This window comes from Pseudomonas arcuscaelestis (genome assembly GCF_016881005.1).
GTDB lineage: Bacteria > Pseudomonadota > Gammaproteobacteria > Pseudomonadales > Pseudomonadaceae > Aquipseudomonas > Aquipseudomonas arcuscaelestis.
Map to the genome: position 1 here is coordinate 32,694 of NZ_JACOPV010000013.1, position 20,694 is coordinate 53,387.

Genomic DNA, 20,694 nt, shown 5'->3' on the forward strand with positions numbered 1-20,694 from the left:
CGTTGCCCAACGCAACGTGACTCAACTGACAGTAGCTGCAATTGGGTCACTGGCAAGGGGCCGAAGGAGGGGGCTCAGCCGAGTACTTCTCGCAGGCGATACCACATCATTCCCAGGGCCAGCAGCGGTGAGCGCAGGGCCTTGCCGCCGGGGAAGGTCATGTGTGGAACTGCGCTGAACACATCCACGCCGTAACTGTGACCGGCGTGAATTGCCTCGGCCAGCAGGCGAGCCGTCCAGTGCGTAACGTTCAGGCCGTGGCCGGAATAACCTTGGGCATAAAAAACGTTAGGGTGCTGCGACAGGCGCCCCACCTGCGGAAAGCGGTTGGCAGTAATGCCAATCTTGCCACCCCATTGGAACTCGACTCGGGTGTCAGCCAACTGCGGGAACACTTTGAGCATCTTCGGACGCATGTAAGCGGCGATGTCCAGCGGATCACGACCGGAGTAGTGACAAGCACCGCCGAACAGCAGGCGCCGATCTGCCGTGAGGCGGTAGTAATCCAGGCCGACTTTCTGGTCGCACAACGCCAGGTTCTGCGGGATCAGTGCTTCGGCCTGCGCAGCGGACAACTGCTCGGTGGCGATGATGTAGCTGCCAGCAGGAAGTACCTTGCCGCTCAGGCGTGGCTCCAGTTCTTCCAGGTGGGCATTGCAGGCCAATACCAGGCTGCCGGCCCGCACGCTACCCTGGGCGCAGCGCACGTGGACGGTGGCGCCGTGGTTGATCTCGATAACCGGGCTGTGCTCGAAAATCTGCACGCCTAACGACGCTGCTACTTGCGCTTCGCCCAGTACCAGGTTGAGTGGGTGCAGGTGGCCTGAACCACGATCGATCAAACCGCCCGCATACAGCTTGGAATTGACCACTTCACCCATTCGCTCGGGCCCTATCAACTGGGTCTCGTGGCGGTAGTCCAAGGTTGCCAGGTGCTCCTGCTCGGCGCGAAACGCGGCGAACTGGGCCGGGGTATTGGCCAGTTCGCAAAAGCCCCAGCGCAGGTCGCAGTCGATGCCATGTTCCTTGATGCGATTGGCGACAACCTCAACCGATTCAATCCCGGCACGCTGCAGATACTTCACGCCGTCCTGGCCAACGTAGCGGGCAAACCCTTCGACGTCGTGACCGATGCCGCGAATCAGTTGACCGCCGTTGCGGCCGCTGGCGCCCCAGCCGATCCGGCGCGCTTCCAGCAAGATCACCGACAGGCCGCGCTGTGCCAGTTCGATAGCGGTATTGACACCGGTAAAGCCCCCACCGATCACACAGACATCGGCGCTTAGGTCTGAGCTCAGTTGTGGGTGTTCAGGCATCGGACCCACCGATGCCCGGTAATACGAGCTGGCATGTTGCGCAGCAGGATTGATCATGGCGTGCTGGTTCATTTGTTCGACTTCACTTTGCTCCACGAGCGGGTCATCAGGCGCATGATTTGTGGGGTCGGGGTGTTGGAGACGTAGAGTTTGTCCAGCACCTCTTGCGGCGGATACACCTCTGGATTGTTCACCAGCTCGGCATCCATGTACTGCTTGGCGGCCGGGTTGGCGTTGGCGTAACCGACTGTGGCGCTGACCTGGGCGATCACTTTCGGCTCAAGCAGATAGTTGACGAAGGCATAGGCCTCTTTGGGGTTGCTGGCGTCGGAAGGAATGGCCAGCAGGTCAAACCACAGATTGGCGCCTTCCTTGGGAATGGCGTAGGCAATGTTCACGCCGTTGTTGGCTTCCTTGGCGCGGTTGGCTGCCTGGAACACGTCACCGGAGTAACCGAAGGCCATGCAGATATCACCGTTGGCCAGGTCCGACACGTACTTGGATGAGTGGAAGTAGGTGATGTACGGACGCAAGGTCAGCAGCTTCGCTTCGGCCTTCTTGTAATCTTCAGGATTATTGCTGCGTGGGTCCATGCCCATGTAGTTGAGCATGGCCGGGAACAGTTCATCGGCCGAGTCCATGAACGACACGCCGCACTTGCTGAGTTTTTTCAAATTCTCTGGTTCGAACATCACGGCCCAGGAGTCGATGTGATCGACGCCGAGCACTTGCTTGACCTTGTCGACGTTGTAGCCGATGCCATTGGTGCCCCACAGGTAAGGAACTGAATGCTGGTTGCCGGCATCGTTGCTCTGCAGTGCCTTGAGCAGCACAGGGTCGAGGTTCTTCCAGTTGGGCAGTTGCTCGCGGTCGAGCTTCAGGAACGCGCCAGCTTGGACCTGGCGCGCCAGAAAGTGGTTGGAAGGCACGACCACGTCGTAGCCAGTGCGGCCGGCCAACAACTTTCCTTCCAAGGTTTCGTTTGAGTCGAATACGTCATAGATGACCTTGATGCCAGTGCTGCCCTGAAAGTCTGCCAGGGTGGTGGTACCGATATAGTCGGTCCAGTTGTAGACGCTGACGCTTGGCTGGGCTTGGACTGTAGCGCTGACCAGCAGCGCCAGGGTTGCACTTGCAACTGTTTTCAATGAACGCATATCGACCTCTTCGAATTGTTTTTATCGATGCTTGTTACGCAGCAGGGTTTAAACGCTGAGCAGCAAGAACTCTCGCTCCCACGAGCTGATCACACGCTTGAAGTTTTCGTGTTCGGCACGTTTGACTGCCACGTAGCCGCGCACGAACTTGCTGCCCAGGTGTTGCTCAATGCTCGGGCAGTCTTCCATGTTGGCCAAGGCGTCTTCGATGGTAATCGGCAAGCGCAGATTGCGCCGCTCATAGGCGCGACCCTGCACCGGGGCGCTTGGATTGATTTTCTCGACCATGCCCAGGTAGCCGCACAGCAGGCTCGCGGCGATGGCCAGGTACGGGTTGGCGTCGGCACCCGGCAGGCGGTTCTCCACGCGCATTGCATCCGGGCTGGAGGTGGGTACACGCAGGCCTACGGTGCGGTTTTCCTCACCCCACTCGACGTTCACTGGCGCCGAGGTATCGGGCAGGAAGCGGCGGAACGAGTTGACGTTGGGGGCAAACATCGGCAACACCTTGGGGATGTACTTCTGCAGGCCGCCAATGTGTTGCAGGAACAGCTCGCTCATCTGGCCGTCTTCATTGACGAAGATCGGCTTGCCGGTGGCGATGTCTACCACGCTCTGGTGCAGGTGCATGGCGCTGCCTGGCTCGTCGCCAACCGGTTTGGCCATGAACGTAGCGGTCACGTTGTGCTTGAGTGCAGCCTCACGCATGGTGCGTTTGAACACGGTGATCTGGTCAGCCAGATCCAGGGCGTCGCCATGGCGGAAGTTGATTTCCATCTGTGCCGGGCCGTCTTCGTGAATCAGCGTATCGAGGTCCAGGCCCTGGGCTTCGCACCAGTCGTAGACATCTTCGAACAACGGATCGAATTCGTTGGCAGCATCGATTGAGAACGACTGCCGACCGCTTTCGGCGCGGCCCGAGCGACCCAGTGGAGCCTGCAACGGCAAGTCTGGGTCTTCGCAACGCTGGGTCAGGTAGAATTCCATCTCCGGCGCGACGATTGGTTGCCAGCCCTTGTCGGCATACAGCTTGAGTACTTTCTTCAGGACGTTGCGCGGCGACAGCTCAATCGGGTTGCCCTGCTTATCGAAGGTATCGTGGATCACGATGGCAGTCGGCTCGATGGCCCATGGCACCACGTATACGGCGGCCGAGTCTGGGCGGCAAACCATGTCGATATCGGCAGGGTCAAGCAGGTCGTAGTAGATGTCGTCGTCGACAAAATCCCCGGTTACCGTTTGCAACAGCACACTTTCCGGCAGGCGCATGCCTCGCTCATGCAGGAACTTGTTGGTGGGTGCAATTTTGCCGCGGGCGATACCGGTCAGGTCACTGACCACGCACTCGACTTCGGTAATCTTGTGTTCTTTCAGCCAAGCAGACAGCTGATCGAAAGGGGCATTCATAAAGACCTCGTTATTGGTTTTATTCCGCGCCAGGACCTGCGATCAAGGCTGGCATGCCGTCTGGACGACTTCCCCTGCAGCGCGTTGAGGGCTATCTTGGTCGAGGTGTGCAGATCCATCTATCCACTTTTTCCAGAATTAAATGCACCAAAAGAGTGCATGACGAGCCGTTTATGACAGCGCCAAATCCGTTTCAGGTTCAGGCTTTCAGTACCGCTACAGTGATCGAGCAAGAGCGCGCCTCGCCCAATTGGAGCGTGCAGTACCAGCAGATGTCGCCGGGGCATTTTGAGGGGCGTATACGCTGCCTGGAGCTTGAAGGCGTAGAGATCTACGAAGAGTCCATGAACACGCGGGTAGAGCAGAGTTTTCACGCTCCCAGCGGGGCCTTGACCTTCTGTTTTGACCGCACGGACAACAGCCTTTACTTGCTCAACGGTGAAAGCCGCAACATCTGGATTACGCCAGAGAACTACCAGGAAGTGGCGGTGGTGTTCGGCCCCGAGTTTGTCCAGCGCCACGGTGTGGATATCGCCAGGCTCGAAGGGCTGTTCATGGCGCCGCTCAACTCGAGGCAGACCGCATTGTTCGGCGGTTGGTTAAGCAGCACCTTGACCCGCCTGGGGCAGGAAATTGATCCGCCCAGCCGCGAAGCCCTGACCGAGCAGTTGCTCCAGGATTGCCTGTACATACTCGACAGCGCCAGTGTTTGCCTGGACCGCAGCGCATTGGGGCGGCGCACCGAAGAACGCACGATCATGCGCCGTATCAGCCAATGGGCTGCCGACTGCCCGGAAGAGACGCTCAACCTGCTGGAGTTGGCGCAGGTTGCCGAGGTGCCATTGCGTCAGTTGCAGCAGGCCTTCAAGACCTACACCGGGATGACGCCGGCAAACTGGTTGCGTTTGCGTCGCCTGAACAGCGCGCGCCGTGAGTTGTTGAGCGCTCGACCCGGTGCCAGCACCGTCGCGGAAGTCGCCATGCATTGGTCATTCTGGCACTTGGGGCGCTTCTCTAATAGCTATCAGCAATTGTTCAAAGAGCTGCCTAGTGAAACGCTGAAACGAACGCAGCAGCGCAACTGAGCCGACAACTGCATGGCATCTGACCCTGTCGGCCATAGGCCCTGCAGTGGTATGTTCTGTCCGATAAATGAAGTCGATAGATTGGAAAGACCATGCCAAGAGCCTCACACCAAGACCTGCGTCGCGCGTTTCGTAAACTCCTTGCTTCTCCCGCCTGTTACCACACGGCTTCCGTGTTTGACCCGATGTCGGCGCGTATCGCCGCTGATCTGGGGTTCGAGGTGGGCATTCTCGGTGGTTCGGTCGCATCCCTGCAGGTGCTTGCTGCACCTGATTTTGCCCTGATCACCCTTAGCGAATTTGCCGAACAGGCGACGCGCATTGGCCGTGTGGCCCAATTGCCGGTGATTGCCGACGCCGACCATGGCTATGGCAACGCCTTGAACGTAATGCGCACGGTCACTGAACTTGAGCGTGCCGGAATCGCGGCGCTGACCATCGAGGACACGCTGCTGCCCGCTCAATTCGGGCGCAAGTCCACCGACCTGATCAGCATTGCCGAAGGTGTCGGCAAGATCCGTGCGGCGCTGGAGGCGCGTGTCGATCCCGAGCTTGCGATCATTGCGCGCACCAACGCTGCGTTGATTCCGGTTGAGGAAGTCATTGCCCGCACCGTGGCGTATCAGAATGCCGGTGCCGATGGCCTGTGCATGGTCGGCATTCGTGATTTTGACCACCTTGAACAGATCGCCAAGCACCTGAGCGTGCCGTTGATGCTGGTGACCTACGGCAATCCGCAATTGCACGATGATGCGCGCCTGGCGCAGTTGGGAGTGCGCATTGCCGTGGACGGTCATGGCGCTTATTTTGCGGCGATCAAGGCGACCTATGATTGCCTGCGCGAACAGCGCCGCATCACCAGCAGTGCCTCGGACCTGAGTGCCACCGAACTTACCCATACTTACACGGTGCCTGGCGACTATATCGTCTGGGCTCGTGAGTTCATGGACGTCAACGAATAGGCCCATGGCCTTGCTGCAACAACTCTCAAAAATGGACAAGCGGAACAATTCATGAAGAAGACAGTAGGTGTACTTTCCGGGCTCGTAGTCGCCGTGGCAGCAGTTTGCACGGCGGGTGCCTGGTACACCGGTAAGCAACTCCCGGCGGTGCTCGAGCAGGCTATGGTGCAGGCCAATATCCAGCTCAAACAGTCCGCTGGCAATATGACCGTGGAGCTGGCATCGCTGGATTCGCACCTGTTCTCGAGCACCGCGCACTACCGGGTGAAGGTCAAGGACATGGTGGTTGGCGATCAGCTCAAGAGCTTTGAGTTCGGCATCGTCGATCGCATCGAGCACGGCCCCTTGCCCTGGACCCGGGTCAAGGCGTTGAAGCTCATGCCAGTGATGGCGGCGAGTAACTATGCACTGGAAAAAGATGCTGTCACCGCTGAGTGGTTTGCCGCCAGTGGCGATGTGGCGCCGGTATACGGGCAGAACAGCCTGGGTTACGACGGTTCTACCGATGGCACCCTGGTCATGCCGCCCATGGAGTTGAAAGAGGCAGGTGTCACGCGCATCAAGTTCTCCGGATTGCAGGTGCAGGCAACGGGTACCAAGGATGCCGAACAGGCCAGGTTCACCGGCGATTCGGCTAGTTTGGTCCTGAACCTGGAGGACGCAGACGACGTGCCCATGAAGGTGGAACTCAAGGACTTGCGTCTGTTTGGCAACCTGACCAAGACACCCCATGGTTTCTATGTTGGCACTATGAACATGGGCATGGGAGAGGTCAGCGCGTTGCTGGGTGAGCAGCAGAAAGTGCTGTTGATGAAGCGTCTTGAGCAAAACAACGAATACCAGGCTGACGGCGACAAGCTGTCCGGCACCATGGCCTACAAGGTTGGCGATATCAACTTTGATGGCAAGCCGGTAGGTTCCGGGGCAATGCACTGGAGCATCAAAAATCTTGATGTGCCAGCCATGCAGGCACTGGCTGCCTGGTACCAGACCCGATTGCCCGAGTTCCAAGCAGCTGCTGCACAGGGTGATGCGCTGCCATCACTGCCAATGACCGAAGCAGAAAAAGCCCAGGTCAGCGCCCACGTTCAGCAAATGCTGGCCGCCAAGCCGCAAATTGCCCTGGACGATTTTTCGTTCAAGACGGCCAACGGTGAAAGCCATTTCAGCTTGAGTGTTCAGTTGGGCAAGCCGGCTTCGCTGGAATTGCCGACGGCTGAGCTGTATCAGCAAATGATTACCCAGGTGCAGAGCAAACTGCAGGTGTCCAAACCCATGATCGGTGACCTGGCCACATTGCAGGCACGCCTGGAAGGCCAAAGCGATGCGCAGATGCTCTCCCAGCAGGCAGCGCAGGCTGGCGAAATGGTTGGCATGATGGCGCTGCAGAGCCGCATGGCTACGGTGCAGGGTAACGATATCCTTGCCAATCTGCACTACGCCGAAGGCATGGTTGACTTCAACGGCCAGAAAATGACCGTCGAGCAGTTCGCCAGCCTGATCATGGCCCACCTCGGCGCGATGCAGCCGACGGAAGGCTAAAGGCAAGCCTTGGGGCGGCCTGGTCGTCGCCCCTAGGCCTGTTTCACTAAAAAAACCTTTTGAATTCATCCGATTAACTGTAGCCTTCGGCATCCCATAAAAACCCGAGGCCGCAGAAGGTCTTTGGTTCCGCCTGCCATGTCATTGTGTACGTTGCTTGCGGAGCCTGTAGCCGATTTGCCAGGGCTCGGTGATACACTCGGCTTACGCGCACAAGCGCCTGCAGGTCCAGCGATCATGACCCAGATTTCCGAACGCCTTTTGGTGCAAGCCCACCTCGATGCCAAGCAGCCCAAGCCGCTGACGCCCGAGCAAGAGGCCGACTACCGCGCCGCCATCGCCGCCGAACTCAAGGCGCAGAATGCGGTGCTGGTTGCCCATTACTACTGTGATCCTGTGATTCAGGCACTGGCCGAGGAAACCGGCGGCTGCGTGTCTGACTCTCTGGAAATGGCTCGCTTCGGCAACAAGCACGAAGCCAGTACCGTGATTGTCGCCGGCGTGCGCTTCATGGGCGAGACGGCAAAAATCCTCAATCCCGAAAAGCGTGTGCTGATGCCCACCCTGGAAGCGACGTGCTCGCTAGACCTGGGCTGCCCGGTAGAGGAATTCTCGGCTTTTTGCGACAAGCACCCGGAGCGAACCGTGGTGGTCTATGCCAACACTTCGGCGGCGGTCAAGGCCCGGGCCGATTGGGTGGTGACCTCAAGCTGTGCGCTGGAAATCGTCGAGAGCCTGATGGACAACGGCGAAACCATTATCTGGGGCCCGGACCAACACCTGGGGCGCTACATCCAGAAGCAGACCGGCGCCGATATGCTGCTTTGGGACGGTGCCTGTATCGTTCACGAAGAGTTCAAGTCACGCCAGCTGGAAGACATGAAGGCGCTGTATCCGGATGCCGCGATCCTGGTGCACCCTGAATCGCCGGAGTCGGTGATCGATCTGGCGGATGCGGTTGGCTCTACCAGCCAGTTGATCGCCGCAGCGCAAACCATGCCGAACAAAACCTTCATTGTCGCCACCGACCGCGGCATCTTCTACAAGATGCAGCAGCTGTGCCCGGACAAGGTGTTCATTGAAGCGCCTACGGCCGGCAACGGTGCTGCTTGCCGCAGTTGTGCCCATTGCCCGTGGATGGCCATGAATACGCTGGAACGCACGCTGCAGTGCCTGCGCGAAGGCAGCAACGAGATCTTCGTGGAGCCTGCACTGATTCCCCAGGCGATCAAGCCGCTCAAGCGCATGCTCGATTTCACCCAGGCTGCGCGGATGAAACTGTCCGGCAACGCCTGAGGGCTTCTTCGCTCACTGTCTGTTGTCGAAACCGGTGTAGCCGTCGATGGGACTGCCCTGCAGTCCCTCGCGGATAGATCCGCTCGCTCACAGACGGTTGTTCTCAGCGCATCATGTCCTTGACCATTCGCTGCTGCTCCAGCAGCTCGCGTTGACGCGCATCGATTTTCGAGGCCAACACAAAGTTGCTGCCGGCACGTTGCTTGGCATAGTCGAGTTGCTGCAGCGCCTGGTCGAAATCGCCCACCAGGGCGAAATATTCGGCGCGCGCCTGATGCAGGCCGATGGTGTTGCCGGAAAGCCCGCGCACTTCGGCAACGTCGTACCAGACATCCGGGTCATCCGGGCGACTCTTGAGCAGGGCGTCCAGGGCCTTTTCTGCTTCAGGCGCGCGGTTCTGTTTGAGCAGCAGGTCAATTCGCGCCTGCTGCAGCGGGTAGTTCCCTGGATACAGTGCGCGCATGCGCTCGATCCGTTGCTGGGCATCGGCCAGGCGATTGTTGGTAACGTCGAGGTCGATTTGGGCCAGGTTGTAGGTGACGTCGTTGGGCGCTTTGGCCAGCAGGGGCTTGAGGGCATCTCGCGCTTCGTTGAGACGGCCACCTTTGATCAACGCCAGCGCCAGGCCGTAGCGGGCCGAGTCCAGGTTCGGGTTTTCATCCAGCTGCGCCCGGAAGCGTTTGGCTGCAAGCCCCGGGGTGCCCTCGTAGATCAGCGCAACGCGAGCCCGAATCAACTGGTAGCGCTGGCTGTCCTCAGTACCACCCTTGGGCGCTTGTTCGGCGCGGTTGCGGGTGTCGGCGATACGCGACTCGGTTACCGGGTGTGTGAGGAGGAATTCCGGTGGCTTGGCGTCATAGCGGTACTGGCGCATCAGGCGTTCGAACATGCTCGGCATGTTGCGTGGGTCGTATCCGGCTTTCTCCAGGTTGAGAATGCCGATGCGGTCGGCCTCTTGTTCGTTCTGGCGCGAGAAGCGCCGTTGTTCCTGGATAGCGGCTGCCTGGGTGCCGGCAATCGCGGCGATACCGGCATCACCGGCACCGGCTGCGGCAGCCACGATGCCTGCCAGCAACGCCGCCATCATCGGCAGTTGCATCCGCTGCTGGGCTTCGACGCCTCGAGCAAAGTGGCGCTGCGACAAGTGCGCCAGTTCGTGGGCCAGTACCGAGGCATATTCGCCTTCGGTCTGCGCATTGAGGAACAAGCCGCCGTTGACCCCAACAATCCCACCCGGGGCGGCAAAGGCGTTGAGCTCGCGGCTGTCGATCAGGACAAATTCCAGGCGGCGGTCCTGCAACTGACTGGTTTCAGCCAGGCGATAGACGCTGGTTTCGACATAGTCCTTGAGTTGCGGGTCATTGAGCTGGTTGATGTTGCCCCGTAGCAGACTGAGCCAGGCACGACCTAACTGGTGTTCCTGTTGCGGAGAGACAATGGCAGAACTGGCGTCGCCAAGTGACGGCAGGTCGTCGGCATGACTGGGGAGCGCCATCAAACAGGCCAGCGTCAGCAGGGTAGGGCGCAGTAAATTCATGCACAAAGCTCTGGTCGACAAAGAACCTTACTGTAGCTGGCTCACACGTTGGCGACCAGTGGCGGTATTCTACGAAGCTTGTTCGAATGTGCCTGCCTGGAGTCCCTGATGAGCGATACCCTGACGTTTGACGCTGAACTCGACGCCTGTGGCCTGAACTGCCCGCTGCCGTTGCTCAAGGCGAAGATGGAGCTCAATCGCCTGGCCAGCGGTGCGGTGCTCAAGGTGCTGGCCACCGATGCCGGGTCGCAGCGCGATTTTCGCACTTTTGCCAAATTGGCCGGTCATACGCTGCTGCTCGAAACAGCAGAAGAAGGTGTGTACACCTATTGGCTGCGCAAAGCCTGAGTTTTTTACCTAAGGATCGTTAATGTTCAAGGTGCTTCGCGACTGGATGCAGCGCTACTTCTCCGATGAAGAGGCCGTGGTGCTGGTGGTCTTGTTGGTTCTGGCTTTTACCGCTGTCCTGACGCTGGGCGGCATGCTGGCGCCAGTGCTCGCCGGCATGGTCCTGGCGTTCCTCATGCAAGGTCTGGTCAATGCCCTGGAGCGTCTGCATGTGCCGACACGTTATGCCGTAGGCATGGTCTTTACCCTGTTCATGGGCGCCTTGGCGGTGTTTCTGCTGGTGTTGGTGCCGTTGCTCTGGCATCAGTTGATCACCCTGTTCAACGAGCTGCCGGGCATGCTTGGCAAGTGGCAGTCGTTGCTCCTACTGCTGCCTGAGCGTTATCCGCACCTGGTGTCTGACGAACAAGTGCTGCAGGCCATCGAGGTGATGCGTGGCGAAATTGGCAAGTTTGGCCAGTGGGCACTGACCTTCTCGCTGTCCAGCTTGCCGCTGCTGGTCAACATCATGATTTACCTGGTGCTGGTGCCGATCCTGGTGTTCTTCTTCCTCAAGGATCGCGAACTGATTGCCCGTTGGGTCAGTGGCTACCTGCCGCGTGAGCGGACGTTGCTGAATCGGGTGTCCGAGGAAATGAACCGGCAGATCGCCAACTACATTCGCGGCAAGGGTATCGAGATCCTGATCTGCGGCGTGGCGACCTACATCGCCTTCATCGCCCTGGGACTCAACTACGCGGCGCTGCTGGCGTTGTTGGTGGGGTTCTCGGTCGTGGTGCCTTATGTTGGCGCCGTCGTGGTGACTGTGCCGGTTACCCTGATTGCGCTGTTCCAGTGGGGCTGGGGCGATCAGTTCATCTACCTGATGGCGGTGTACGCGATCATCCAGGCATTGGATGGCAACGTGCTGGTGCCACTGCTGTTCTCCGAAGCGGTCAGCCTGCACCCGGTGGCGATCATTTGCGCGGTGTTGTTGTTTGGCGGGTTGTGGGGCTTCTGGGGGATATTCTTTGCAATCCCGCTGGCAACCTTGTTCAAGGCTGTGCTGGATGCCTGGCCAAAGCATGAGCCGGCGGTCGCGCCGTTGTTGTGAAAGCATCGCGGGGCCAGTCGAGTCAGCGCTGCGTGACTCGACTGGCCCCGCGATTGGCGACTCAGGCCTGGTTCAGTGCCTGCGCTTGAGCCAACACTGCATCCACATGCCCAGGCACCTTCACCCCGCGCCACGCCTTGCGCAGCACGCCATTCTTGTCGATCAGGAAAGTGCTGCGATCAACGCCCATGTATTCCTTGCCGTAAAGCTTCTTCAGCTTGATCACATCGAACAGTTGGCACAGGGCCTCGTCCTTGTCGCTGATCAGCTCGAACGGGAAGGCCTGCTTGGCCTTGAAGTTCTCATGAGACTTGATGCCGTCGCGGGAAACACCGAACACCACGGTGTTGGCTGCTTCGAAGGCTGCATGCTGATCACGGAAGCCTTGGCCCTCCGTTGTGCATCCCGGCGTGCTGTCCTTGGGGTAGAAGTACAGCACCACTTGCTTGCCTTTGAGATCAGCCAGGCTGACGGTCTGGCCGCTGGTGGCCAGCGCCTGGAAATCGGCGACGGGTTGGTCGAGTTCAACGGCCATGGAAAGCTTCCTTACAGTGGGTTCTGTGGGCGCCAAGGTTCGATCAGCGCATCCAGGTTCAGGGCGTCGGAGAAATCCAGGAACTGGTCACGCAGCCAACTGATTTGAGTACCGGCCGGCAGGGTCACGGTAAAGGTGGCATTGAGCATGGTGCCGCCGGTCTGTGGCGCCTGGTAGGTATCGCACGTGAGGTTTTCCAGTTCGACGTGGTGGTCGATAAAGAACTGGCACAGCTCGTTGATGATGTCCGGACGATAGGCTGCACTGACATAGGCCACATAGGGCAGCGCCAGCGGGCGCACTTCAAGCTCGGCACTGCGCACCACATTTACCGTGAAGGTGTGTTTCTTGGCCAGGCCAGGCAGGGCTGCTTCGAAGCGAGCCAGGGCATCCCAACTGCCGGAGACCTGCAAGACCAGGGCGCTGCATTCGCCGTGACGGGTCAGGCGCGAGGTGACGACCGAGCAGCGATTGTCGTTACTGGCCCGGCACAGGATGTTGGTCAGTTCCATGGGATTGGCACCCAGGGCACTGATGACAAGGAATTGTTCGCGAACGGTGGGGGTGGACATGCAGCATTCCTAAAGCGATGAGCGGTCGGTACCTGACGACTCAGAACGGCGGGAAGGCGTGGTCCCGGGGCTCAGGATCGAGGCTTTGGGCACTGCCTGCGCAGGTTGTCGGCAGCCCGGCGGGCCACTGTGTACCGATCAAAGAGAGAAGGGTAGCGAAAATGGTCGCCGAGGGGAATGCTCCAGCCTCCAGCTTTGCTTGTGCAAGGCCGATGGCGCCAGTACCATTACCGCTCTCTTTTTCCGGCAGGAGCAGTTTCATGATTGCGGGCAGTATGGTGGCATTGGTCACACCCATGGATGCACAAGGGCGTCTTGATTGGGACAGCCTCGGCAAACTCGTGGACTTCCATCTGGAGAAGGGCACTCATGCCATTGTCGCCGTCGGTACCACCGGCGAGTCCGCAACCCTGGATGTCGAAGAACATATCCAGGTCATCGAGTTCGTGGTCAAGCGTGTCGCTGGACGCATTCCGGTCATTGCCGGTACCGGTGCCAACTCTACCAGCGAAGCCGTGCACCTGACCCGCAACGCCAAGAAGGCTGGCGCCGATGCCTGTTTGCTGGTCGTGCCGTACTACAACAAGCCGACCCAGGAAGGCCTGTACCTGCACTTCAAGCATATTGCCGAAGCTGTCGACATCCCGCAGATCCTCTACAACGTTCCCGGCCGCACCTCCTGCGACATGCAGGCCGAGACTGTGATCCGTCTGTCCAGCGTGCCAAACATCATCGGTATCAAGGAAGCCACCGGCGACCTGAAACGTGCCAAAGCCATCATCGACGGCGTGAGCAAGGATTTTATCGTGTTGTCCGGCGATGATCCGACCGCTGTCGAACTGATCCTGCTTGGTGGCAAAGGCAACATCTCTGTTACTGCCAACGTCGCCCCGCGCGAAATGGCCGATTTGTGCGAGGCCGCCCTTGAGGGCAATGCCGAGAAGGCTCGCGCAATCAACGAAAAACTTATGCCACTGCATAAAGACCTGTTCTGCGAGGCCAACCCGATTCCGGTGAAGTGGGCACTTGTTGAAATGGGCCTGATGCAGAAGGGCATCCGCCTGCCGCTGACCTGGCTGAGCGAATCCTGTCACGAAACGGTACGCAAGGCGATGCGCCAGTGCGGCCTGCAGTTTTAATTGAGGACGTACACCGCATGAAGCGATTGGCTGGTCTTTCCGCCCTTGCCTTGATCATTTCCAGCACCAGTGGTTGTGGCTGGCTCTGGGGCGAAGAGGGTTACTTCCGTGACCGTGGCAGCGATTATCTGGAGGCCACTCAGAAGGCGCCGATGCAACTGCCACCAGACGTCAGCAACGCCAAGCGTCTTGATCCGCTGCTGCCGATCCCGCGTAACGTTGCCGATGACAACGTCAAGGGCGAGTTTGAGGTTCCGCGTCCGCAACCCCTGAGCGCCGGTGCCGACATCAGCGATTTCAGCCTGCAGAAGAGCGGTACTTCCCGTTGGGTCCTGGCCCAGCGTGCGCCTGCTGAAGTCTGGCCGGTAGCCCGGCAGTTCTTTGAAGACAACGGCTTCCGTATCGACGAAGAGCGTCCTCAGACCGGTGAATTCAACACCACCTGGCAACGTTTCGACGAGCTTTCCGGTTCCATGGCCGGTCGTCTGGCGAGCGCTTCGAGCAGCCGCGACAACGAAGTGCGCACCCGTGTGCGTATCGAGCCGGGCGTGCAGCGCAACACCAGTGAAGTCTACATCGTGACCGTCGAGCGTCCGGCAGGCAGCACAGCCCAGCCTGATTTCCCGAGCAACTCGCAGAACACCGGTGTCGACGCCATGCTGGTCGATGAAATGCTCGCCAGCATGACCCGTAGCGCCGAGAAGGGCGGTTCGGTGTCGTTGCTTGCCGCACGTGATTTCGATACGCCAAGCCGCGTCAGCCTCAGCGAAGATGGCAGTGGCAACCCGGTACTGAACCTGGGCGCCGACCTCGATCGCGCATGGTCCAGTGTTGGCCGCGCCTTGGAACAAGGCGAATGGCGTGTTGAAGACATCAACCGCAGCCTGGGCTTGTACTACATCAACCTGGCCGAAAAAGCCGACGCCAAAGACCAGGAGCCTGGCTTCTTCAGCAAGCTGTTCGGTAGCGCGCCGAGCAAGGAAGAGCGCGAAGCTCGTGCCGAACGTTATCAGGTCCGCCTGAGCAAGGTTGGCGATAGCGTCCAGGTCACCGTCGAGAAGAACATCAACACCGTGGCCCCGGCAGATGTCGCCCGCCGCGTGCTGAGTGTGATTCAGGATAACCTGGGTTAAGTGCGCTTCGCGGTTCTAGGAAGTGGAAGCCAGGGAAATGGCACGCTGATCGCCAGTGACAAAACGCTTGTCCTGGTCGATTGCGGCTTTTCCCTGCGTGAAACCGAGCGGCGCCTGGCGCTGCTCGGCGTTTCTGCCCATCAATTGAGTGCGGTGCTGGTTACCCACGAACATGCCGACCATGTGCATGGCGTCGGTTTGCTGTCGCGGCGCTACAATGTACCGGTCTACCTCAGTCGCGGCACGTTGCGCGGTATGCGCAAGCCGGTCGAGGCCGCTGGGTTCCTGGCAGCAAACGAAACATTGCAGATAGGTGGCTTGAGTATCCGTGCGGTGGGCGTGACCCATGATGCACTGGAGCCCCTCCAGTATGTTTTTGACGACGGTGGACGGCGTTTCGGCGTACTCACCGACCTGGGTTCCTACGACACAACCTTGTTGCAGAGTTACCAGGGCCTGGATGCATTGTTGATCGAGGCCAATCACTGCCGAGACATGCTTGGACGCGGGCCTTACCCGATGTTTCTCAAACAACGAGTGGGCGGCGACTACGGACATTTGAACAACCACCAGGCCGCGCGCCTGGTGTCGGAGCTGGACTGGCAGAACCTGCAGCATCTGGTGCTGGCCCATCTCAGTAGCAAGAACAACCAGCCACAGCTGGCCCGGCAATGTTTCGTCGACACCCTTGGGTGCGACCCGGACTGGCTGCAAGTGGCCAACCAGGATTGCGGGCTCGACTGGCGCGAAATCGCCTAGCCCATCTTATTAGTTAGCAAGCGGAGCCCATCATGGAAAAACGTGAAGAACTCTACCGCGGCAAAGCCAAGTCGGTTTACAAGACCGATGACGCTGACCGCTTGATCCTGCTGTTTCGCAACGACACCTCGGCGTTCGATGGCAAGCGTATCGAACAGCTTGATCGCAAGGGCACGGTGAACAACAAGTTCAACGCCTTCATCATGCAAAAGCTGGAAGAAGCCGGTATTCCTACCCAGTTCGACAAGCTGCTGGGCGACAACGAGTGCCTGGTCAAGAAGCTCGACATGATCCCGGTTGAATGCGTCGTGCGTAACTACGCAGCCGGCAGCCTGGTCAAGCGCCTGGGTGTCGAGGAAGGCATCAAGCTGGAGCCTTCGACCTTCGAACTGTTCCTCAAGAACGACGAGAAGGGTGATCCGTTCATCAACGAATCCCACGTTGTTGCCTTCGGTTGGGGCACCGCCGAGCAACTGGTGAAAATGAAAGCCTTGTCGCTCAAGGTCAACGAAGTGCTGAACAAGCTCTTTGACGACGCCGGGCTGCTGCTGGTCGACTTCAAGCTGGAGTTCGGCGTATTCCACGGCGAAATCGTCCTGGGCGACGAGTTCAGCCCTGACGGCTGCCGCCTGTGGGACAAAGAAACCCGCAAGAAGATGGACAAGGACCGCTTCCGCCAGGGTCTGGGCGACGTGATCGAAGCCTACGAAGAAGTTGCCAAGCGCCTGGGCGTGCCGCTGTAAGCGGCAAGTTCACGCAAGCGCCTGATACCACGCGGATTTTTTTCGTAAACGGGCTTTGCCTTTGAGCGAACTGCTGGTATCATGCGCGCCACTGGAGAGATGCCGGAGTGGCCGAACGGGACGGATTCGAAATCCGTTGTACTGGCGACAGTACCTAGGGTTCAAATCCCTATCTCTCCGCCATACATCGAAAAGCCCCTGAAACCCAAGGTTTCAGGGGCTTTTTGTTTTCCGCATTTCAAGTAACTTTCCCAGAATTGCCGCCTATACAGCGCTGGGCATATTTTTGCTCCCCAGTCTTCAGTGACGCGGTATCAACCGTCTTGTCCCATTGCTTTACTCGCCTTGCAAGACAGCGGTCGATCCACACGCTATCGATTTTCCTCGCCAATTAAGCCAGGCCTTGTCCCAGCCGGTTTCATGCGTGGTACCGGGTATCACGATCGTTTGCAGGCATGCAGCTGGCCCCAGTTGACGCCGGTAAAACGTTTCGATCATCGTCGGCACTACCCGATCCTCTGCACCTACCAAGTGCCGCTGAGGGATCTGGGCCAGGCGCTGGCGATACTCCAAAGGGTCGAGTGAGCCGCGCAATGGCGCAAGCTGGTGTATCCGAACCCATTCTGCTGGGCTCAAGTTGCCGGCCAGTGTCTGAACCTGAGTGACGTCATCACGCCGAGAAGCCAATAGCAGTGCCAATGCGGCGCCACCGGAATAGCCAACAAGTTCGAATTCCCGATTGTGAAAGCGCACTTTCAGTAAATCCAATGCCTGATCGAGGCTTGCGACGACTTGTTCAGAGAATCGCCGGTTGGTCCACATTTCGGTCGTACAACGAGGCACGCTGACGAACTGGCAGGGGCGAGCGAGATAAATCGAGGGTGTTGGATCATTCAGCGCCAACCGCGTCACCAGCAGTTGACGGGGGCTGGGGTCGAGGCTGGGCTGCGTTGGTGTTGCCCAGGCGTGGCCATCACCTTCCAGATAGATGCGCAGTCGGGTAGGGGCATCGTGCTTGAGCGTCGCCACCATCGCCAGGGGAAAAGGATGGGTTGCCAATATTTCCGGATGCTGGCCATGGGCGGATGCCAGCGCTTGAAGTGCTTGCTGAGGTGACTGGCAACCGCTTAGCACGGCACTGAACAACAGTGCCGTGCCTTGCAGGCAAATCCCAACCCAGCGCCGCGGGCTGAGCTTTGCAGCGGTCATCAGAAGTCGTAACGCACTTTGGCGGTGACAGTGTTGGCATCAAAGTCCGACTTGCCCACATAGTCGTAGTTCAAGCCAACCGTGACGGCGCCCACGTGATAGTCAGCGCCTACACCCGCTTCATAGCTGTTGCGTACGGCACTGGCACCGCTGGTGACGAAGGGGGTGTTGCCCGAGATGAAGGTCGAGGTGCTGCTGACTTCGTCGCCGATAAAGTCGTGATAGGCCATGACTTGGGCTTGCGGTTCAAAGGTGCCATTGCCCAGCGGGAAACTTCCGGCAACACGCAGGCCTGCACCCAGTTCCGCCACTTCAAAGCGCTGATCTTCGACTTTCAGTGCAGCAGAGCTGCCTTTTTCACGATAGCCGTCGATGTTCACCAGGCTGTATCGAGCGGCAATGCGTGGTTCAACCAGTACCGATGGCGAGACATGATAGGTGTAGCCACCCACCAGGTTCACACCAAACAGGTTGCTGTCGTAATCACCTTTGGCGGTCGTGCTGGCGATGCTGCGTTTGCTTTCGTTGTCGTTGATGCCGTATGTCAGGCTGCCATCGACAAAGTAGTTGCCTTGCTCGAATCCACCGTACAAGGTGAAGGCATGGCCGTCGACTTTGGTTTTGTCGCCGCTCTTGCCGTTCACATCGGTGTTCAAGTAGCTATACGCAACACCCAGGGTCACCTGATCATTCAGTTTGCCGTCGGCACCCACCGCGATACCGCGGCTGTAGGCGTTGTAGCCTGCGACGTTGTCGCGCAGGTCTTGGCTGGCATCGCTGTACAAGGTTTGCACCCAGACACCCGCCTCCTTGAAGCCTTCACCCGAAGACATGCCGCGCGCGCCGGAGGTACGGGCGCTGGTAACGTTGCTGATGAGCGTCTGGCCAGTGGTTGCAGCCTGAGTCGCACCGCCGTTGACCTCAGGGGTCAGTTGTTCAGCCAGGGTACGCAGTGCTTGCGCGTCCTGCGATGCGTTGACGTAGGCCTGGAACACCTCATCCTGCGGGTTCAGCGTGGCCAACTGAGTGGCAACACTGCTGAATGCCGAAGCGGCGCGCTGGGCGTTGCCCGAACCGCCGATGTCCTTGATCACCTCACCCACTTGCGAGGACGATTTGCCGGTGACGGTGGCAATCACCTGATTACCTTCGACGGTATAGGTATCGACATTCAACAGCGAAGAACGGCTGCTGACCAGCTTGCCTGTCTCGGTCTGATTGTCCAGCAAATCAGCCTTGACCAGTGTGTAGGTGCTGCCGTTGGCGGTGAAATCTTTACCCTGGGCGGCCAGCGTAATGTGTGAGCCTTTTTCGAAGGTCGCCTTGCCGTCGACGCTCAGGACCGCCTTGTTGGCATTCGTCGCGTTGCTCAGGTTCAGATCCAGCGACGAACCATTGCCCACCACCAGATCACCCTTGAGCGAAGTGTGCGCATTAGCCAACTGCAGATGCCCAGCGCTGCCCTCGGTGCCGACAATCACCGGACCATTGTCGAACATGCGGATGTTGTAGCCATCGACATCGGCGTTGCTGCCTTTGAACACTGCATCGCCGGTGACATAAATGCGATCCAGATCGATCAGGTTGCCGGTAATAGAGCCGGCCTGCCAATCCAGTACCACTGCGCCCGATGCGTCGGAGGCGTCAATGGCTTCATCTTCAGAGGTGATGGTACCTCGGTTGACCAGCGTCAGCGCGCCGCCTTGGCCGTCGCCATCGATGTCAAAGCCACCAATCTCAATGGCAGCATCGGTAGCCTGAATCAGACCATTGTTGACCAATTGAGCAGATGAAGTGGAGAAGCTGACGCCATCGAGCTCCACGCCAATGGCGTCGGCGCCCGTAGCGATAATGCGGCCATTGTTCTCAATGCCACCAATGTCCACACGGTCGCTGTAAGTCGTGCCCGCCCATGAGTACTCGTTGGAAGTCACGTCCAGCGCAGTGGCATCCTCGCCACTGACTTGAATCAGGCCGTTGTTGATGAGCTTGCCGTCAATCTCGCCGCCTTCAAGCAGGATGCCTGTGGCGTTCTTGCCGTCTGCCAAAATCTTGCCAGTGTTGGCGTTGATCAAGTCGCCGTGCAGTTCCGACTCGCCCGAGAATTCCAGGGCACGGATACCGTCACCTTCAAACTCGTCGCCCTTGACGCTCAAGGTGCCTTCGTTGATCAGGTTGCCGTGGATAATGGCCGGGTCAACCAGCATCGCCGACACACCACCGCCACTCACCTCAATGCTGCCCTTGTTGACCAGATTGCCGAAGATTTCGGTTGCCGGACCGAATGACGAAGGGTCTTCGTCCTCACCCGCCATCGACAGATCCAGGCCATCAGCGTTATTGCCATTGGCATTTACGCTGGCATTGATCACCAGATCCTTGTTAAACGTCACACTGTTGAACTCAATAGCGTCCACATCGCTGTTGGAGGTCGTGAACGAGCCTTTGACTTCAACCTGCTCCGCATAGCTGCTTCGTTCGATCTGCAGGCCGGAGTTGGTCAGCGTCAGCGTCTGTGCATAGGCAGGTTGCGCTGCGGCGGCGATGGCAAGAGCAATGAGTGTTTTATGGAGTTTGACGACAGCCACTTTTTATTCCTTTGACAACCAATGTGAAATAGCTTCCTTGCATGGCTTCGCTTTGCCTTGATGGCCAATTGCCACGCTGGAGGTCGCGGAGTATAAATCCTGTGGCATATCAGCGATATACATTTTTGACGCCATGGGAATGACTCGAGTGGCTTGACCTCGGGCTTGAGGCGCTCGCTCGATGCCCCATGTGAAAAGCCCCCGCCAATCATCAATTGGCGAGGGCTTTTGGTGTGCGGGTTTTAAGCGTTGCAGGGCAGACAGGCAGGGAAA

Annotated in this window: 19 protein-coding genes and 1 tRNA gene; 11 read left to right on the plus strand and 9 right to left on the minus strand. The window is 58.8% G+C overall.

Going from position 1 to position 20,694, the window contains the following annotated elements:
• Positions 1-74: 74 nt before the first annotated feature.
• Genes H8F21_RS19930 through H8F21_RS19940 form a run of 3 tightly spaced genes read right to left on the minus strand, consistent with a single transcriptional unit; the run spans position 75 to position 3,880 of the window.
• Positions 75-1,388 carry an NAD(P)/FAD-dependent oxidoreductase gene (locus tag H8F21_RS19930; protein ID WP_332545041.1) on the minus strand — a complete coding sequence of 438 codons (1,314 nt, stop codon included), beginning with the start codon at positions 1,386-1,388 and terminating at the stop codon, positions 75-77.
• Positions 1,385-2,473, minus strand: a complete 1,089-nt coding sequence (locus H8F21_RS19935; RefSeq protein ID WP_203475935.1) for a polyamine ABC transporter substrate-binding protein — start codon at positions 2,471-2,473, stop codon at positions 1,385-1,387. The genes H8F21_RS19930 and H8F21_RS19935 overlap by 4 nt, the downstream gene beginning before the upstream one ends.
• Positions 2,474-2,521: 48 nt before the next feature.
• Positions 2,522-3,880 (minus strand): glutamine synthetase family protein, encoded by a 1,359-nt coding sequence (locus H8F21_RS19940; protein ID WP_203475934.1) that lies wholly within the window; start codon positions 3,878-3,880, stop codon positions 2,522-2,524.
• 173 nt (positions 3,881-4,053) lie between these two features.
• Between H8F21_RS19940 and H8F21_RS19945 the strand changes: the two genes are divergently transcribed.
• The 4 genes from H8F21_RS19945 (at position 4,054) to nadA (ending at position 8,765) form a co-directional block, all read left to right on the plus strand.
• Positions 4,054-4,965, plus strand: coding sequence for a helix-turn-helix domain-containing protein (locus H8F21_RS19945; RefSeq protein WP_203585180.1), 912 nt, complete (start codon positions 4,054-4,056; stop codon positions 4,963-4,965).
• A 92-nt stretch (positions 4,966-5,057) separates the two neighbouring features.
• A complete protein-coding gene (locus H8F21_RS19950) occupies positions 5,058-5,927 on the plus strand; it encodes an isocitrate lyase/PEP mutase family protein (protein ID WP_136477754.1) in 870 nt (289 codons plus the stop codon).
• Positions 5,928-5,978: 51 nt separating this feature from the next.
• A complete protein-coding gene (locus H8F21_RS19955; RefSeq protein WP_203585181.1) occupies positions 5,979-7,469 on the plus strand; it encodes a YdgA family protein in 1,491 nt (496 codons plus the stop codon).
• Positions 7,470-7,706: 237 nt separating this feature from the next.
• Positions 7,707-8,765, plus strand: coding sequence for a quinolinate synthase NadA (gene nadA, locus H8F21_RS19960; RefSeq protein WP_203475928.1), 1,059 nt, complete (start codon positions 7,707-7,709; stop codon positions 8,763-8,765).
• A 103-nt stretch (positions 8,766-8,868) separates the two neighbouring features.
• Here nadA and H8F21_RS19965 read toward each other — a convergent pair whose 3' ends face one another.
• Positions 8,869-10,302: a M48 family metalloprotease gene (locus H8F21_RS19965; RefSeq protein WP_203541994.1), complete on the minus strand. Its 1,434-nt coding sequence runs from the start codon at positions 10,300-10,302 to the stop codon at positions 8,869-8,871.
• 108 nt (positions 10,303-10,410) lie between these two features.
• Here H8F21_RS19965 and H8F21_RS19970 point away from each other — a divergent pair, with 108 nt between their 5' ends.
• Positions 10,411-10,650 carry a sulfurtransferase TusA family protein gene (locus H8F21_RS19970; RefSeq protein ID WP_203475925.1) on the plus strand — a complete coding sequence of 80 codons (240 nt, stop codon included), beginning with the start codon at positions 10,411-10,413 and terminating at the stop codon, positions 10,648-10,650.
• 22 nt (positions 10,651-10,672) lie between these two features.
• Positions 10,673-11,743 carry an AI-2E family transporter gene (locus tag H8F21_RS19975; protein WP_203475923.1) on the plus strand — a complete coding sequence of 357 codons (1,071 nt, stop codon included), beginning with the start codon at positions 10,673-10,675 and terminating at the stop codon, positions 11,741-11,743.
• A 61-nt stretch (positions 11,744-11,804) separates the two neighbouring features.
• Here the strand turns inward: H8F21_RS19975 and H8F21_RS19980 are convergent, their stop codons facing one another.
• Genes H8F21_RS19980 through H8F21_RS19990 form a run of 3 tightly spaced genes read right to left on the minus strand, consistent with a single transcriptional unit; the run spans position 11,805 to position 13,112 of the window.
• Positions 11,805-12,278: a peroxiredoxin gene (locus tag H8F21_RS19980; RefSeq protein WP_203475915.1), complete on the minus strand. Its 474-nt coding sequence runs from the start codon at positions 12,276-12,278 to the stop codon at positions 11,805-11,807.
• An 11-nt stretch (positions 12,279-12,289) separates the two neighbouring features.
• Positions 12,290-12,850 (minus strand): glycine cleavage system transcriptional repressor, encoded by a 561-nt coding sequence (locus tag H8F21_RS19985; protein ID WP_136477747.1) that lies wholly within the window; start codon positions 12,848-12,850, stop codon positions 12,290-12,292.
• A gap of 40 nt (positions 12,851-12,890) precedes the next feature.
• Positions 12,891-13,112 (minus strand): hypothetical protein, encoded by a 222-nt coding sequence (locus H8F21_RS19990; protein WP_203475913.1) that lies wholly within the window; start codon positions 13,110-13,112, stop codon positions 12,891-12,893.
• Here H8F21_RS19990 and dapA point away from each other — a divergent pair.
• From dapA to H8F21_RS20015, 5 genes are all read left to right on the plus strand, one after another.
• The gene (gene dapA / locus H8F21_RS19995) at positions 13,111-13,989 is read left to right on the plus strand and encodes a 4-hydroxy-tetrahydrodipicolinate synthase (protein ID WP_203585182.1); all 879 of its coding nucleotides are present in this window, start codon (positions 13,111-13,113) and stop codon (positions 13,987-13,989) included. The genes H8F21_RS19990 and dapA overlap by 2 nt on opposite strands.
• Positions 13,990-14,006: 17 nt before the next feature.
• Entirely contained in the window at positions 14,007-15,122 is a 1,116-nt protein-coding gene (gene bamC, locus H8F21_RS20000) for an outer membrane protein assembly factor BamC (RefSeq protein ID WP_203475910.1), read from the plus strand.
• On the plus strand, positions 15,123-15,881 hold the full coding sequence (locus H8F21_RS20005) for an MBL fold metallo-hydrolase (RefSeq protein ID WP_203541992.1): 759 nt from the start codon (positions 15,123-15,125) through the stop codon (positions 15,879-15,881).
• Between the two features lie 32 nt (positions 15,882-15,913).
• Positions 15,914-16,624 carry a phosphoribosylaminoimidazolesuccinocarboxamide synthase gene (purC, locus tag H8F21_RS20010; RefSeq protein WP_203475906.1) on the plus strand — a complete coding sequence of 237 codons (711 nt, stop codon included), beginning with the start codon at positions 15,914-15,916 and terminating at the stop codon, positions 16,622-16,624.
• Between the two features lie 93 nt (positions 16,625-16,717).
• Positions 16,718-16,807, plus strand: a tRNA-Ser gene (locus tag H8F21_RS20015).
• A gap of 153 nt (positions 16,808-16,960) precedes the next feature.
• Here H8F21_RS20015 and H8F21_RS20020 read toward each other — a convergent pair.
• Positions 16,961-17,833: an alpha/beta hydrolase gene (locus H8F21_RS20020; protein WP_203585183.1), complete on the minus strand. Its 873-nt coding sequence runs from the start codon at positions 17,831-17,833 to the stop codon at positions 16,961-16,963.
• Positions 17,833-20,421, minus strand: a complete 2,589-nt coding sequence (locus H8F21_RS29860; protein WP_203585184.1) for an autotransporter family protein — start codon at positions 20,419-20,421, stop codon at positions 17,833-17,835. Before H8F21_RS29860 ends, H8F21_RS20020 begins: the two co-directional genes overlap by 1 nt.
• Positions 20,422-20,694 lie beyond the last annotated feature (273 nt).

What these genes read in the sequence shown, in the direction of transcription:
- H8F21_RS19930 (WP_332545041.1), bottom strand. Translation starts at nt 1,388, where the DNA reads ATGAACCAGCACGCCATGATCAATCCTGCTGCGCAACATGCCAGCTCG.
- H8F21_RS19935 (WP_203475935.1), bottom strand. Translation starts at nt 2,473, where the DNA reads ATGCGTTCATTGAAAACAGTTGCAAGTGCAACCCTGGCGCTGCTGGTC.
- H8F21_RS19940 (WP_203475934.1), bottom strand. Translation starts at nt 3,880, where the DNA reads ATGAATGCCCCTTTCGATCAGCTGTCTGCTTGGCTGAAAGAACACAAG.
- H8F21_RS19945 (WP_203585180.1), top strand. Translation starts at nt 4,054, where the DNA reads ATGACAGCGCCAAATCCGTTTCAGGTTCAGGCTTTCAGTACCGCTACA.
- H8F21_RS19950 (WP_136477754.1), top strand. Translation starts at nt 5,058, where the DNA reads ATGCCAAGAGCCTCACACCAAGACCTGCGTCGCGCGTTTCGTAAACTC.
- H8F21_RS19955 (WP_203585181.1), top strand. Translation starts at nt 5,979, where the DNA reads ATGAAGAAGACAGTAGGTGTACTTTCCGGGCTCGTAGTCGCCGTGGCA.
- nadA (WP_203475928.1), top strand. Translation starts at nt 7,707, where the DNA reads ATGACCCAGATTTCCGAACGCCTTTTGGTGCAAGCCCACCTCGATGCC.
- H8F21_RS19965 (WP_203541994.1), bottom strand. Translation starts at nt 10,302, where the DNA reads ATGAATTTACTGCGCCCTACCCTGCTGACGCTGGCCTGTTTGATGGCG.
- H8F21_RS19970 (WP_203475925.1), top strand. Translation starts at nt 10,411, where the DNA reads ATGAGCGATACCCTGACGTTTGACGCTGAACTCGACGCCTGTGGCCTG.
- H8F21_RS19975 (WP_203475923.1), top strand. Translation starts at nt 10,673, where the DNA reads ATGTTCAAGGTGCTTCGCGACTGGATGCAGCGCTACTTCTCCGATGAA.
- H8F21_RS19980 (WP_203475915.1), bottom strand. Translation starts at nt 12,278, where the DNA reads ATGGCCGTTGAACTCGACCAACCCGTCGCCGATTTCCAGGCGCTGGCC.
- H8F21_RS19985 (WP_136477747.1), bottom strand. Translation starts at nt 12,850, where the DNA reads ATGTCCACCCCCACCGTTCGCGAACAATTCCTTGTCATCAGTGCCCTG.
- dapA (WP_203585182.1), top strand. Translation starts at nt 13,111, where the DNA reads ATGATTGCGGGCAGTATGGTGGCATTGGTCACACCCATGGATGCACAA.
- H8F21_RS19990 (WP_203475913.1), bottom strand. Translation starts at nt 13,112, where the DNA reads ATGAAACTGCTCCTGCCGGAAAAAGAGAGCGGTAATGGTACTGGCGCC.
- bamC (WP_203475910.1), top strand. Translation starts at nt 14,007, where the DNA reads ATGAAGCGATTGGCTGGTCTTTCCGCCCTTGCCTTGATCATTTCCAGC.
- purC (WP_203475906.1), top strand. Translation starts at nt 15,914, where the DNA reads ATGGAAAAACGTGAAGAACTCTACCGCGGCAAAGCCAAGTCGGTTTAC.
- H8F21_RS20020 (WP_203585183.1), bottom strand. Translation starts at nt 17,833, where the DNA reads ATGACCGCTGCAAAGCTCAGCCCGCGGCGCTGGGTTGGGATTTGCCTG.